Annotated in this window: 13 protein-coding genes; 7 read left to right on the top strand and 6 right to left on the bottom strand. The window is 69.4% G+C overall.

Going from position 1 to position 13,202, the window contains the following annotated elements:
* Positions 1 to 74: 74 nt before the first annotated feature.
* Positions 75 to 935: a transporter substrate-binding domain-containing protein gene (locus tag AMK58_RS03500; protein ID WP_035679542.1), complete on the bottom strand. Its 861-nt coding sequence runs from the start codon at positions 933 to 935 to the stop codon at positions 75 to 77.
* Positions 932 to 1,375, bottom strand: a complete 444-nt coding sequence (gene pedF / locus AMK58_RS03495) for a cytochrome c-550 PedF (RefSeq protein WP_035679543.1) — start codon at positions 1,373 to 1,375, stop codon at positions 932 to 934. Before pedF ends, AMK58_RS03500 begins: the two co-directional genes overlap by 4 nt.
* A 264-nt stretch (positions 1,376 to 1,639) precedes the next feature.
* Between pedF and AMK58_RS03490 the strand changes: the two genes are divergently transcribed.
* Genes AMK58_RS03490 through AMK58_RS03475 form a run of 4 tightly spaced genes read left to right on the top strand, consistent with a single transcriptional unit; the run spans position 1,640 to position 5,370 of the window.
* The gene (locus AMK58_RS03490) at positions 1,640 to 2,812 is read left to right on the top strand and encodes an ABC transporter substrate-binding protein (RefSeq protein ID WP_079285118.1); all 1,173 of its coding nucleotides are present in this window, start codon (positions 1,640 to 1,642) and stop codon (positions 2,810 to 2,812) included.
* A gap of 38 nt (positions 2,813 to 2,850) precedes the next feature.
* Positions 2,851 to 3,819, top strand: coding sequence for a YVTN family beta-propeller repeat protein (locus AMK58_RS03485; protein ID WP_035679546.1), 969 nt, complete (start codon positions 2,851 to 2,853; stop codon positions 3,817 to 3,819).
* Between the two features lie 4 nt (positions 3,820 to 3,823).
* Complete coding sequence (locus tag AMK58_RS03480) at positions 3,824 to 4,564, top strand: ABC transporter ATP-binding protein (protein WP_035679547.1); 741 nt, start codon at positions 3,824 to 3,826, stop codon at positions 4,562 to 4,564.
* Complete coding sequence (locus AMK58_RS03475; RefSeq protein WP_035679548.1) at positions 4,561 to 5,370, top strand: ABC transporter permease; 810 nt, start codon at positions 4,561 to 4,563, stop codon at positions 5,368 to 5,370. Before AMK58_RS03480 ends, AMK58_RS03475 begins: the two co-directional genes overlap by 4 nt.
* A 95-nt stretch (positions 5,371 to 5,465) precedes the next feature.
* Here AMK58_RS03475 and AMK58_RS31220 read toward each other — a convergent pair whose 3' ends face one another.
* The 4 genes from AMK58_RS31220 to adh form a co-directional block, all read right to left on the bottom strand.
* Positions 5,466 to 8,183, bottom strand: coding sequence for a NahK/ErcS family hybrid sensor histidine kinase/response regulator (locus AMK58_RS31220; RefSeq protein ID WP_051140683.1), 2,718 nt, complete (start codon positions 8,181 to 8,183; stop codon positions 5,466 to 5,468).
* Positions 8,180 to 9,433, bottom strand: coding sequence for a nitric oxide-sensing protein NosP (gene nosP / locus AMK58_RS03465; protein ID WP_051140684.1), 1,254 nt, complete (start codon positions 9,431 to 9,433; stop codon positions 8,180 to 8,182). The genes AMK58_RS31220 and nosP overlap by 4 nt, the downstream gene beginning before the upstream one ends.
* A 328-nt stretch (positions 9,434 to 9,761) precedes the next feature.
* Positions 9,762 to 10,145 (bottom strand): DUF779 domain-containing protein, encoded by a 384-nt coding sequence (locus AMK58_RS03460; protein ID WP_035679549.1) that lies wholly within the window; start codon positions 10,143 to 10,145, stop codon positions 9,762 to 9,764.
* Between the two features lie 98 nt (positions 10,146 to 10,243).
* On the bottom strand, positions 10,244 to 11,764 hold the full coding sequence (gene adh / locus AMK58_RS03455) for an aldehyde dehydrogenase (RefSeq protein ID WP_035679551.1): 1,521 nt from the start codon (positions 11,762 to 11,764) through the stop codon (positions 10,244 to 10,246).
* Positions 11,765 to 12,017: 253 nt separating this feature from the next.
* On the opposite strand from adh, the gene AMK58_RS03450 reads away from it, so the two are divergent.
* The 3 genes from AMK58_RS03450 (at position 12,018) to AMK58_RS03440 (ending at position 13,184) form a co-directional block, all read left to right on the top strand.
* A complete protein-coding gene (locus AMK58_RS03450) occupies positions 12,018 to 12,425 on the top strand; it encodes a winged helix-turn-helix domain-containing protein (protein ID WP_035679552.1) in 408 nt (135 codons plus the stop codon).
* A 57-nt stretch (positions 12,426 to 12,482) separates the two neighbouring features.
* Entirely contained in the window at positions 12,483 to 12,866 is a 384-nt protein-coding gene (locus tag AMK58_RS03445) for a c-type cytochrome (RefSeq protein ID WP_035679554.1), read from the top strand.
* A gap of 72 nt (positions 12,867 to 12,938) precedes the next feature.
* Positions 12,939 to 13,184 (top strand): hypothetical protein, encoded by a 246-nt coding sequence (locus AMK58_RS03440; protein ID WP_035679556.1) that lies wholly within the window; start codon positions 12,939 to 12,941, stop codon positions 13,182 to 13,184.
* The last annotated feature ends 18 nt before the right edge of the window (positions 13,185 to 13,202 follow it).

Genomic DNA, 13,202 nt, shown 5'->3' with positions numbered 1-13,202 from the left:
GGATTTGGCAAAGGCGGCGGCAGTCCCCTCTCCCGCGAAAGCGGGGGAGGGTTAGGGAGGGGGCCGCAGCCGCATCACTCCACCGGAATCGCGTTGTGCGTCACCCCATGTTTCCGGAAAATCTCCGGCAGCGTCCCGTCCTCCAGCAGAGCGGTCACCGCGTCGCCCACCGCGTAGGCGAGATCGCGGGAGTTCTCCTTCACCGCCATGCCGATGTCCCAGCTCGATGCCATCATGCCGGGGAAGGTCACGGGCGTGATGGGGAAGCCGGCGGCGCGGTCGCCCAGCGCCGCCTCCACCTGGCTCTGCGTCGCGACGACGGCGGCGACGTCGCCCTTGACCAGGGCCTCGACCGCCTCGGGGATCGTCATGTAATGGACCAGCCGCTCGCGCAGCCGTCCGCCGAAGGCTCCCAGCAGGTAAAAGTCGGGGATGCTGTCGATCTCCACCCCCACCGGCTCGTCGGGCAGGGAGGCCAGCATCGGCTGGGTCATGCGCATCGGGTTGCGGGCCAGCGCGAAGCCCTCCCGCTGGTAGGGGCCGAACAGCACGGCTTCCGGGTTGCGCAGCCCGAACTCCTTCTGATAGGGCACATGCATCATCACGTCGGCCACGCCGCCCCCGACGACCGGGCCGCGCCACACCGCGTTGCGCAGGTCGTCCGACACGGCCTCCCCGGCGGTCAGTTCCATGAACTCGACGCCGACGCCCAGCCGCCCGGCGATGGCGCGGGCAAGGTCCACGTCCACGCCGACCAGGGCGCCGCCCTTGCGATAGGAGAAGGGCGGGTTGTCGCGGTAGACCGCGACCATCAGCCGCCCGGCGGCCACCACATCGTCCAACGGGCGCGCGCCGGCGCGCCGGGGGAGAACCCCGGCGGCCAGCGCGGCGGCGGCGAAGGACAGCAGGTGGCGCCGCGTCGGAAACGCCGTCATTCCTCGTGCACCGTCTCCAGCCACGACCGGATGGCCCACAGCGCCTCCTGGCCCAGCGCCTCGCCGAAGCGCGGCATGTAGGTGACGCCGTTGCGGATCGAGCCGTTGGTCACCCGCTCCTTGAACCACTCGTCCCCGGCATCGCCCTTTTCCAGATAGCGCAGGTCCGGGGCGATGCCGCCCGACACCGCGCCCAGCCCGTGGCAGCGCGCGCAGTTCTGGTTGAAGGCGGAGGCGCCGATCTCGATCGCCCGCGGGTTGCCGCGATAGGGATTCGCGTCGCGCCAGTCCTCGCCCAGCTTGTCGAGGCCGGTGGTGTCCACCGCCTGGGGGGTCACGTCGCCGTGGGCGAAGGCCACCGTGGGGACAACCGTGGAGGCGACGGCGGCCGCGCCGGTCAGGAAACCGGCCATCGCGAGCCGGAGAAGCCGTGCGTTCATAAGGGGCGTCCTCATTCAGAGAAGATGCGAAGGGAGCGTTGTCCGTTGCCCCGGAGCATAGCGGGCGGTCCGTGCCGCCAATAATTGGACTTTGGTAGCAACCGTGCGTCGAGCCCGCCGCGATCGGATCGAAACGCCATTTTCCGCCCGCGCAATCGTACCAAAGTTGCATTCCGGGACGCCGCCCGGCGGGGATACCCTGGTCTCCCGAAACCAGGCGAGTGCAAACCCGCGATGCGTTTCAGCCTTTGGTTACCCTCCTTGATGCAGATCGCCTTGCTGGCCGGCGGGCTGTGCGCCTCGCCGGCCGCCTTTTCGCAGGAGGCGGCGCCCGCGGACCACTCCACCGTCCGCATCGCCTACCTGACGCAGGAGGTCGAGCATCCCCCCGCCCTGTCCAACCTCGACGAACCGCCCGCCGACGAAGGGTTGGCCGGCGCCCGTCTCGCCGTGGCCGACAACAATTCCACGGGCCGCTTCCTCAAGCAGGGCTTCGCGCTGGAGGCGGTGACCGTCCCCATCGACGGCGACCCGGCGCAGGCGCTGCGCGACCTCGCCGCCGCCGGGCACCGCATCGTCGTGCTGGACCTGCCCGGCGAGACGCCCGGCGCGCTGGCCCGCCTGCCCGAGGCGGCGAACCTACTGCTGTTCAACGCCGGCTCGACCGACGACAGCCTGCGCAACGCGCTGTGCGCGCCCAACCTGCTGCACACGGCGCCCGACCGCGCCATGCTGGCCGACGCGCTGGCCCAGTATCTGGCGGTCAAACGCTGGACGAAATGGCTGCTGATCGTCGGCACCCGGCCCGAGGACCGGCTCTACGCCGCCGCCGTCAAGCGGTCTGCCAAGCGCTTCGGCGCCGAGGTGGTCGAGGAGAAGACCTGGAGCGAGGACCACGACGCCCGCCGCACCGCCCAGGCCGAAATGCCGGTCTTCACCCAGGGCAAGCGCCACGACGTGGTGATCGTCGCCGACGAGACCGGCGACTTCGGCGACTATGTGCTGTACCGCACCTGGGAGCCGCGCCCGGTCGCCGGCACGCAGGGCCTCGTCCCCACCAACTGGCACCGCGCCCACGAGGCCTGGGGGGCGGCGCAGCTCCAGTCCCGCTTTAAGGCCGCCGCCCAGCGCGTCATGTCGCCCCGCGACCACGCCGTCTGGGCCGCCATCCGCGCGGTGGGCGAGGCGGCGACCCGCACCCGCTCCACCGATCCGGCGGCGCTGGCCGCCTACATCCGCGGGCCGGATTTCACGCTGGCCGCTTTCAAGGGCGTGCCGCTGTCCTTCCGCAGTTGGGACGGGCAGCTGCGCCAGCCCGTGCTTCTCGCCGCCGACCGCTCGCTGGTGTCCGTCTCGCCGCAGGACGGCTTCCTGCACCCCAAGACCGAACTCGACACGCTGGGCCACGACCAGCCCGAAACGGGCTGCCGTCGCTGATATTTCTCAATCATTTCCGCCAAGAGGACGCCGCCCCGATGACCACCGCCCGCTCCCTTCTCCTCGCCGCCCTGCTGGCCGGCTGCGCCGTTCCCGCCCTGGCGGAGACCGTCTATGTCTCGAACGAGAAGGACAACACCCTGTCCATCATCGACGGCGCGACCCTGACGGTGACGGAGACGGTGAAGGTCGGGCGGCGCCCCCGCGGCATCACGCTGAGCGCGGACGGCAAGCACCTCTACATCTGCGCCAGCGACGACGACACGGTGCAGGTGATGGACCTCGCGACGAAGAAGATCCTGCACAACCTGCCCTCGGGCGAGGACCCGGAGCTGTTCGCCCTTCACCCCGACGGCAAGCATCTGTTCATCGCCAACGAGGAGAGCAACGTCGTCACCATCGTGGACGTGCCCAGCCGCAAGGTCGCCTATCAGGTGGATGTCGGCGTGGAGCCGGAAGGCATGGCGGTCAGCCCCGACGGAAAATGGGCGGTGAACACGTCGGAGACGACGAACATGGTCCATTGGATCGACACCGAAAAGCGCGCCGTCGTCGACAACACGCTGGTCGACGCCCGCCCGCGCTACGCCCAGTTCAACAAGGACGGCAGCCGCCTGTGGGTGTCGGCGGAGATCGGCGGCACCCTGTCGGTGATCGACACGGCCGACCGCAAGGTGGCGCAGACCATCCGCTTCAAGATCAAGGGCGTGCCCCAGGACCGCATCCAGCCGGTGGGCATCAAGCTGACCGACGACGGGCGCTACGCCTTCGTGGCGCTCGGCCCGGCCAACCATGTCGCGGTGGTGGACGCCCAAACCTTCGCGGTGAAGGACTACCTCCTGGTCGGCCGCCGCGTCTGGCAGCTCGACCTGTCGCCCGACCAGAAGCGCCTCTACGCCACCAACGGCGTGTCGGGCGACGTGTCGGTGATCGATGTGGACAGCCTGAAGGTCGTCAAGTCGATCAAGGTCGGCCGCTACCCCTGGGGCGTCGCGGTGAAGGGATAACGGAATGGAAGCGCCCGCGCTGTCGGTCGAAGGGCTGACCTACGCCTACGGGCGCGGGGCCTTCGCGCTGAAGGACGTGTCGCTGGCGGTCGGGGCGGGGTCCTTCACCGCCCTGCTCGGCCCCAACGGGGCGGGCAAGACGACGCTGTTCGCGCTGGTCACCCGCCTGTTCGAATCGCCGGGCGGCACCATCCGCATCGGCGGCATCGACCTGCGGCGGGAGCCGGCCCGGGCGCTGGGCCGCATGGGCGTGGTGTTCCAGCAGCCCACCCTCGATCTCGACCTGACGGTGCGGCAGAATCTGCTCTATTTCGCGGCCCTGCATGGCATCCCCCGCCGCACCGCCGAGGCCCGCGCGCGGGAAGCGCTGGAGCGGCTCGGCATGGCGGAGCGCATCGGCGAGACGGTACGGGCGTTGAACGGCGGCCACCGCCGCCGGGTGGAACTGGCCCGCGCCCTGCTGCACGAGCCGGCCCTGCTGGTGCTGGACGAGCCGACCGTCGGGCTGGACGTCCCGGCGCGGCGCGCCATTGTCGAACATGTCCACGCGCTGTGCCGGGAACGCGGCATCGCCGTGCTCTGGGCCACCCATCTGATCGACGAGATCGGCGAGGGCGACCGCGTGGTGGTGATCCACCGCGGTCGGGTCCGCGCCGCCGGGCCGGTGACGGAGGTGAACCGCGCGACCGGGGCGGACACCCTGACCGAGAGCTTCACCCGGCTGACCGCGAAGGAGGCGGCGTGACGGCTTTTGCCCATTACGCGCGCGCGCTCGGCGGGATCGTCGGGCGCGAGGTGCTGCGCTTCGTCCACCAGCGGGAGCGCTTCCTGTCGGCCCTGGTCCGCCCGCTGCTCTGGCTGTTCGTCTTCGCGGCGGGCTTCCGCGCGGCGCTGGGCATCGCAATCACCCCGCCCTACGAGACCTACATCCCCTACGAGGTCTACATCGTCCCGGGCCTCGCCGGGATGGTCCAGCTGTTCAACGGGATGCAAAGCTCGCTGTCGATGGTCTACGACCGCGAGATGGGCAGCATGCGGATGCTGCTGGTCAGCCCCCTGCCCCGCTGGTTCCTGCTGACGGCGAAGCTCCTGGCCGGGACGGCGGTGTCGATCCTCCAGGTCTATGCCTTCCTCGCCGTCGCCTGGATCTATGGGGTGCAGGCGCCGCCGCTCGGCTACGTGACGGTCCTGCCGGCGCTGGTGGTCAGCGGGCTGATGCTGGGCGCGCTTGGGATGCTTTTGTCCTCGGCCATCCGGCAGTTGGAGAATTTCGCGGGCGTGATGAACTTCGTCATCTTCCCGACCTTCTTCCTGTCCACCGCGCTCTATCCGCTGTGGAAGATGCAGGAGGCGGGGGAGCTGCTGTACTTTCTGTGCACCGTCAACCCCTTCAGCCAAGCGGTCGAGCTGATCCGATTCGCGCTGTATCTGGACGTGAATCTGCCGGCGCTGGGCTGGACGGTGCTGGCGCTGGCGGTGTTCCTGGGCGGGGCGGTCTACGGCTACAACCCGGCGCGGGGATTCCTGGCGCGCAAGGCGGGCGGGGAGTAGCGTTTTCCCCCTCCCCGACCCTCCCCCGCTGCGCGGGAGAGGGAGTTTGTCCCCTCCCTCGCCAAAGGCGGGGGAGGGTTAGGGAGGGGGCACGGCTACCCCAGCAACCCCGTCATCACCGCCCGCAGCTGGGCCGGCCGCACCGGCTTGTTCAGCACATGGCAGCCCTTGGCCTGCGCCTCCTCCACCACCTCGGCGGTGCGGTTGGCGGTGATGAGGACCGACGGCAAATCCGCCCCGCAGCGCTCGCGCACCCGCGCGATCTCGGTGAAGCCGATCACCCCGTCGTCCAGGTGATAGTCGGCGAACAGCACATCCGGCGCCACCGCCCCCAGCCCGGCCAGCGCCTCGTCGCCCGACGCAGCGGTGGCGACGCTGCACCCCCAGCCCTCCAGCAACGCGCGCATCCCGGCGAGCACCGCCGGCTCGTTGTCGATCACCAGCACCCGCGTGCCGGCCAGCCGGTTCGAAGCGGTCTGCACCGGCGCCTCCAGCGCACGCACCGGGCGGGCGTAGCGGCCGAAGGGCACCGTCACCGCAAAGACCGATCCCCGCCCCGGCTGCGATCGCACGGTGATGGGGTGGTCGAGCATCCGCGCCACCCGCTCCACAATGGCGAGGCCGAGGCCCATGCCGCGCACCCGCTCGTTGGCGCAGGGCGTGTCGAGGCGGCGGAACTCCTGGAAGATTTCATCCAGCTTGTCGGCGGGCACGCCGGGACCGGTGTCCCACACCTCGATCCGCAAGCCTTCGGAGGTCCGCCGGCAGCCGACCAGCACGCGCCCGGCGCCCCCCTTCGCCGCCCTTTTCGCCTGGGTGTAGCGCAGGGCGTTGGACAGGAAGTTCTGCAGAATGCGGCGGAGCAGCCGGATGTCGCTGCGCACCACCGCGTGGCTGGGAACGACGCACAGCTCAAGCCCGCGCTCCTTGGCCACCGCCGCGTATTCGGTGGCCAGCGCACCGAACAGGCTCTTGATCGGGAAATCGGCGATCTCCGGCCGCACCGCACCGGCGTCCAGCTTGGAGATGTCCAGCAACGCCGACAGCAGGTCCTCGACCGAGGCCAGGGCGACGTCGATGTTGTCGACCAGCCCGCGGTTGGGCTCCGGCTGCTCCAGGTCGCTTAGAGCCGAGACGAACAGCCGCGCCGCGTTCAGCGGTTGCAGCAGGTCGTGGCTGGCCGCCGCCAGGAAGCGCGTCTTGGACAGGTTGGCCTGCTCCGCCTCCGCCTTGGCCAGCCGCAGCGCCTCCTCCGCGGCGATGCGCTCGGCAATCTCCTGCTGGAGCTGGCTGTTGAGGCGGGTCAACTCGGCGGTGCGCTCGACGACGCGGCGCTCCAGGCTGTCCTTGGCGTCGGCCAGCGCCTCCGCCGCCATGCGCCGCTCGGTGATGTCGTGGATCAGGCCGAAATAGCCCAGCACCTCCGGTTTTCCACTCCCTCGCCGCTCGCCGAAATGCGGGATGTAGGTGGCGACGGCGTAGCGCGGCGCCCCGTTCTCGCCGGGCAGCTCCAGGTCGAAGGTCACCTCCTCGCCAGCCAGCGCCCGCAGCACGTAAGAGCGCCGCACCTCGTAATAGAGGTCGCCCAGCGCCGCCCACATGGGCTGGCCCTCGATCTCCTCGCGCTTGCGGTTGAACCAGCCCTCGTAGGCCTTGTTGACGAAGCGGAAGCGCTGCTCGGCGTCGACATAGGCGATCAGCGCCGGCACCGCGTCGGTGACCAGCCGGATGCGCTCCTCGCTGTCGCGCAGCGCCTGCTCGGCCCGCTTGCGCTCGGTGATGTCGGTGAAGGTCAGAACGAAACCGCCGCCCGGCATGGGATTGCGGCTGATCTCCAAAACCGTGCCGTCCAGCCAGGGCTGCTCGACGAGGCAGCTCGGCATCATCAGCGCCTTCAGCGACAGGCCATGGTCGCCGAGCGCGGCGTGGTGCAGCACAAAATCGGCGAAGCCCGCCCCGCGCTCCGCCACGTTGGCGGGCAGGCGCAGCAGGCCGGTGAAGCGCTCGTTCCAGGCGACCAGCCGCTGGTCGCGGTCGTACACGCCGACCCCCTGGGCGATGTTGTCCAGCGTCGCCTGGAGGAGCGCCGACTTCTCGGCCAACTCGCGCTCGCGGCGGCGGGTCTCATGCTCCTTGATGTCGGTGATGTCGGTGTAGACGCCGACCACCCCGCCGTCGCGGGTCCGCCGCTCGTTCACCTGGACCCAGCGCCCGTCGGCCAGCCGGTAGACGTAGGGACCCTTCAGCGCCCGGTGCTGGGCCAGCCGTTCCGACAGCCAGCGGTCGGGCCGCGGGTAGGCGTCGGCGATGGTGCGCGAGGACGCCGCCAGTTCGGCGATCTCCTGGAAGCGGATGCCCGGCAGGATGCGGTCGCGGATCTCCGGCCACAGGGCCAGATACTTGCTGTTGCACAGCACCAGCCGGTCGTCGGCGTCGAAGATGGCGAAGCCCTCGTTGACCGACTCGATGGCCTCCGACAGCCGGCCGCGCATGGTGTCGGCCAGCTCCTTGGCGCGGGCCAGCGCGCGGTGGCTGTCCTCCAACTCACGCAGGGCGCGCTCCAGCTCCAGCGTGCGCTCCCGCACCTTCTGCTCCAGGACGATGGCGGTCTGGAACAGGGAGAAGGCCCCCCCCTGCACGTCCATCGACCGCTCCACCCGGTCCATCAGCACCTGGTTGATGCGGCGGAGCTTGGCGTTCTCGCGCTCCAGCGCCTCCAGCCGGCCACGCTCGTCCGGTGAGGACGGGAGGGGGATTGGCGATGGGTCCGCGGGTGGGCGGGACGGTTCCCGCCAGTCGAAGATGAGCGTCATCGCGCACCTATCGCGACACCGGTGAAGGTCTGGTTGACGTGCATGGCGTTGTACTGCTCACCGTAGGCGCAGAAGCCGATGACGTTGTGCCGCGCCAGCGCCGCCGACATGACGTGTTTGAGCTGCCGCTGCTCCAGCTCCAGCCGGCGCAGGATGCAGTCGCAGCCGAGCACGAGGTCCGGCGGCCCGCCGACCTCCGCGGCCAGCTTGCGCATCATCTCCTCCAGATTCTCCACCGGATCGACGCCGCGGGCGACCGTCAGCACGATCCCCTCGTCGATGGCGCAGTAGAAGGTCAGGCTCTCGTCGTCGTTGACCTTCTGGATGGAGCGGACATGGTACTCGCCCCCGACCCGCACGACGACGGGATAGGCGGCGAAGATCAGGGGGGTCAGCGGCTCCCCCTCCAGCCCGACCATGCGGGCGTACTCGCGGCCCGCCGGCTCGGCGTTGATCTCGGTGACGATGCGGCGCTGCGGGTCGGCGCCGGTCACCACCATCTTGGCGTCGGACGCCACGAAATGCTCGGTCCGGAAGACGACGAAGCGGCGCGCCGTGGTGACCAGCATCAGCACGGCGGCATTGGTGTGGAACCGCCCCTCGTGCAGGACGAAGGTGCGCTCGAAGCGCAGTTCGTCGCCGGCGGAGCCGCCGAACAGCGGGATGTCCATCAGCACGCTGTGCAGCGCGCTGACCACCATCTCCTCCGCCCGCGACATGCCGTCGATCATCAGGAAGGCGAAGCTGCCATGGTCGGGAAAGGCGTCGGCGCGGGCGGCCAGGGCAACGTCGCGCTGCTCCATCAGGCTGCGCAGGACGCGCGGCGCCTCGGCGATGGAGAAGCGGTCGAGGTCGTCGATGCGCTGGGTGGCGATGGTGAAGTCGGCGCGCGGGAAGCCGATCCCGACCAGCGATCCGGCGGCATAGCCGAAGGGCGTGATCTCGCCCGCCGTGGTGCAGCCGACCACCGGCACCGGCCCGAACAGCTCGGCCAGGGCCGCCGCCAGTTCCACACGGTCGTAATGGGCGGAGCAGAAGACCAGCACCATCTCCAGCTCCGCCGCGGCGGCGGGGTTCCGTCCGCACAGCCCCTCGAACAGGTCACGCGCGGCGGCGCGGGCATCCTCCGCCGTCGAGACAGCCCGCGGCAGGGACGGGTTGGGCGCGGAGGAGCTGGGCGGAGCGTCGGAGAGAAGAGCGTCCGAGGCCGGATGGCTGGTCACAATGCGGGTCCCGAAAAGCAACGGCATGGCATCCAACACCCCAGACAGCCACCCGACGCCCGAAGGCCGGCCGGGAAACATGGGCGGATGACCTATAGGTTACTTCAGCGACGCCCGCCGGGCAAAGCCGGCGCGGAGGTGCGGGCATGCGACCATGGTCTAAGGTCCGGCGCGGGACTGTTTCCCACGCAACGAAAAAGGCGCCTTCCGCCGTCGCGGAAAGCGCCTGAGTTCGGTTCCATATGCACCACCACGCGGGGGAGCCGGTCTGAACACGGATCAGACCGCCCGGAGGCCGTGCCGACTGGGAAAGTCCCAAAGTCGAATCCTGAATACCGCATTCCACGAAACAGCGCTATGCCTTTTTCATCATATCGCCAGGATCGGAGCGTAGCGCCTCCACCTCGCCATCGGAGAACAGCCGGGAACGGGTGAGGAAGCGCACGCCCTCCGGCGCCTCCAGCGAGAAGCTGGCGCCGCGGCCCGGCACCACGTCGATGATGAGCTGGGTGTGCGACCAGTATTCGAACTGCGCCGCTCCCATATAGAAAGGACAGCCCCCGATCTCCCCCAGCCGGACGTCCTGCCCGCCGGGGCGGAACTCCCCGTCCATGAAGCACATCGGCGCGCTGCCGTCGCAGCAGCCGCCGGACTGGTGGAAGAACAGCGGCCCGTAGAGCCCGCGCAGTTTATCGATCAGCGCCAGGGCCGCCGGTGTGGCGACGACTCGTTCGACCATGGGCGGACACTCCCGAGTGAATGGCCCGTCGGATGAGAAAAAGGGCCGGAGGCCGAATGGCCGCCGGCCCAAAGGTCGTCAGGGAGGAGACAAAACGCTTAGAAGAAGCCCAGGGCCTTCGGGCTGTAGCTGACCAGCAGGTTCTTGGTCTGCTGGTAGTGGTCGAGCATCATCTTGTGCGTTTCACGGCCGATGCCCGACTGCTTGTAGCCGCCGAAGGCCGCGTGGGCCGGGTAGAGGTGGTAGCAGTTGGTCCACACGCGGCCGGCCTGGATGGCCCGGCCCATGCGGAAGGCGCGGTTGCCGTCGCGGCTCCACACGCCGGCGCCCAGGCCGTAGAGCGTGTCGTTGGCGATGGCGAGCGCCTCTTCCTCGGTCTTGAAGGTGGTCACGGACACGACCGGCCCGAAGATCTCCTCCTGGAAGACGCGCATCTTGTTGTGGCCTTCGAAGACCGTCGGCTGGACGTAGTAGCCGCTCTCCAGCTCGCCGCCCAGATGGGCGCGCTCGCCGCCGATCAGCACCTTGGCGCCCTCGGCCTTGCCGATGTCGATGTAGGAGAGGATTTTCTCGAGCTGGTCGATGGACGCCTGGGCGCCGATCATCGTCGCCGGGTCGAGCGGGCTGCCCTGCTTGACGGCGGCGACGCGGGCGACGGCCTTCTCCATGAACTTGTCGTAGATCTTCTCCTGCACCAGGACGCGCGAAGGGCAGGTGCAGACCTCGCCCTGGTTCAGCGCGAACATGGCGAAGCCTTCCAGCGCCTTGTCCAGGAACTCGTCGTCGTCGGCCATCACGTCGTTGAAGAAGATGTTCGGCGACTTGCCGCCCAGCTCCAGCGTGACCGGGATGATGTTCTCCGCCGCGTACTGCATGATCAGGCGGCCGGTCGTCGTCTCGCCGGTGAAGGCGATCTTGGCGATGCGCGGGCTCTGGGCCAGCGGCTTGCCGGCCTCGATGCCGAAGCCGTTGACAACGTTGAGGACGCCGTCGGGCAGCAGGTCGCCGATGATCTCCATCAGCACCATGATGGCCATCGGGGTCTGCTCGGCGGGCTTCAGCACGACGCAGTTGCCGGCGGCCAGCGCCGGGGCCAGCTTCCACACGGCCATCAGCAGCGGGAAGTTCCACGGGATGATCTGGCCGACGACGCCCAGCGGCTCATGGAAGTGATAGGCGTAGGTGGTGTGGTCGATTTCCGCGATGGTGCCTTCCTGGGCGCGGACGCAGCCGGCGAAGTAGCGGAAATGGTCGATGGCGAGCGGCAGGTCGGCGTGGGTCGTCTCGCGGATCGGCTTGCCGTTGTCCAGCGTCTCGGCCAGCGCCAGGACGTCCAGGCGCTCTTCCATGCGGTCGGCGATCTTGTTCAGGATGCGCGCGCGCTCCGCCGGGGAGGTGCGGCCCCAGGCGTCCTTGGCCTTGTGGGCGGCGTCCAGCGCCTTCTCGATGTCTTCCGCGGTGGAGCGGGCGACCTCGCACAGCGTCTTGCCGGTGATCGGGGTCAGGTTGGTGAAATACTGGCCCTTCGTCGGCGCCACCCACTGGCCGCCGATGAAGTTGTCGTAGCGCGGCCGGATGGCGACCTGCTTGCTGAGCGTTTCCAGGGCCTGATGGATCACGGCGGTTTCCTCCCGAAGCGGATTGCCCGAACTGAATGTCGTGGAATGACGTTTGGCGGGTTGTGCGCCCTGTGTCCGTTCGTCCGATGATCGGTATCCGTCACAGCGCCCCGCCGTTATCGCGGTTTCGGGGAAGGCCGGTAAATTCGACTTTGGTTGCAGACGCGCAGGCCCCCAGATTCGGGACTGACCGTTGGCCGACAGATGATACCTTGGGCGGAGACCCTTCCGTTTCCCGGCGAGACTTCAGGACATGACGACCGACATCCGGCTGCGCTTCCTCCACCCCTCCGGCGCCATCGGCCCCGGCAAGGTGTCCCTGCTGGAGGAGATCGACCGCACCGGTTCCATCTCGGCGGCGGCGCGGGCGCTCGGCATGTCCTTCCGCCGCGCGTGGTTCCTGGTGGAGACCATGAACTCCGCCTTCCGCGAGCCGGTGGTGCGGACCAACGTCGGCGGACGCGAGGGCGGCGGGACCGGCCTCACCGCCTTCGGGCAGGAGGTGATCGCCCGCTACCGCCGCATGGAGGAGGAGGCCCGCCGCGCCGCGGCACCCCACCTCGCCTGGCTGGACGAGGCGCTGAAGCCGGAGGCGGCGCTTGAAAAAGGCGCGGACTCCGCTGATCCAAAGTCCAATGGCCCGGACCCCGGCGATCCGTAAAGTCTCCATCGACGCCGCGACCTTCCGCCGCGGCGAAACGAAGGAGGCCCCTGACCCATGCGCACCGCCGCCCCTATAGCCTTGGCCACCCTGCTCCTTCTCGCCGCGGCGCCGCTCCCGGCCCTGGCCGACGGCGACCCGGCGAACGGCGAGAAGCTGTTCCGCCAATGCAAGGCCTGCCACACGGTGGAGGCGGGAAAGAATCGCGTCGGCCCCACGCTGCACGGGCTGTTCGGGCGCAAGGCCGGCACGGTGGACACCTACGCCAACTACTCCGAGGGGCTGAAGGCGTCGGGCATCGCGTGGGACGCCAAGACGCTCGACCCCTATCTCGCCAACCCGAAGGCGGTCATCGCCGACAGCCGCATGGCCTTCGCCGGGGTGGCCAAGCCGGAGGACCGGGCCGACCTGATCGCCTATCTGGAATCCGCGACGAAGTGAGCGTCAGCGGAACGGGAACCGGGACCGCGCCAGCCTGTTGCCCGGTTTCCTTCCCGCAGCCGGAGACCGGCCATGACCGACGACACCGCAAGGCAAAAGGACGCCGAGCCCAAGGACATTCACAAGACCGACATCGAGCCTCTCTGCGACGAGCAGAGCGGCGGCGGCGGGTCCAACCCGGACACCCGCTACCGCGGCATGCCGGGCGGCCATCCCGGCGGTTCCCGCGACGGCGACTGCGATCCGGTGTCGCGCGCCGACCCTGAGAAGGCGGAACCGGACACCGCCGAATCCGGGAGCAAGCCTGCGTCCCGCTAGGCCGATGGCGTAGCCTTT

It is taken from the genome of Azospirillum brasilense (assembly GCF_001315015.1).
Taxonomy (GTDB): Bacteria; Pseudomonadota; Alphaproteobacteria; order Azospirillales; family Azospirillaceae; genus Azospirillum; species Azospirillum brasilense.
Note: the sequence above shows the minus strand (reverse complement) of the source record. Positions and strands in the feature narration are given on the sequence as shown.

Bases quoted from the DNA above. Each gene is read 5' to 3' on its own strand.
- pedF (WP_035679543.1), bottom strand. From the start codon at position 1,375: ATGAACGCACGGCTTCTCCGGCTCGCGATGGCCGGTTTCCTGACCGGC.
- nosP (WP_051140684.1), bottom strand. From the start codon at position 9,433: ATGCCGTTGCTTTTCGGGACCCGCATTGTGACCAGCCATCCGGCCTCG.
- AMK58_RS03440 (WP_035679556.1), top strand. From the start codon at position 12,939: ATGACCGACGACACCGCAAGGCAAAAGGACGCCGAGCCCAAGGACATT.
- AMK58_RS03485 (WP_035679546.1), top strand. From the start codon at position 2,851: ATGACCACCGCCCGCTCCCTTCTCCTCGCCGCCCTGCTGGCCGGCTGC.
- AMK58_RS31220 (WP_051140683.1), bottom strand. From the start codon at position 8,183: ATGACGCTCATCTTCGACTGGCGGGAACCGTCCCGCCCACCCGCGGAC.
- AMK58_RS03490 (WP_079285118.1), top strand. From the start codon at position 1,640: ATGCAGATCGCCTTGCTGGCCGGCGGGCTGTGCGCCTCGCCGGCCGCC.
- AMK58_RS03450 (WP_035679552.1), top strand. From the start codon at position 12,018: ATGACGACCGACATCCGGCTGCGCTTCCTCCACCCCTCCGGCGCCATC.
- AMK58_RS03500 (WP_035679542.1), bottom strand. From the start codon at position 935: ATGACGGCGTTTCCGACGCGGCGCCACCTGCTGTCCTTCGCCGCCGCC.
- AMK58_RS03460 (WP_035679549.1), bottom strand. From the start codon at position 10,145: ATGGTCGAACGAGTCGTCGCCACACCGGCGGCCCTGGCGCTGATCGAT.
- AMK58_RS03445 (WP_035679554.1), top strand. From the start codon at position 12,483: ATGCGCACCGCCGCCCCTATAGCCTTGGCCACCCTGCTCCTTCTCGCC.
- AMK58_RS03480 (WP_035679547.1), top strand. From the start codon at position 3,824: ATGGAAGCGCCCGCGCTGTCGGTCGAAGGGCTGACCTACGCCTACGGG.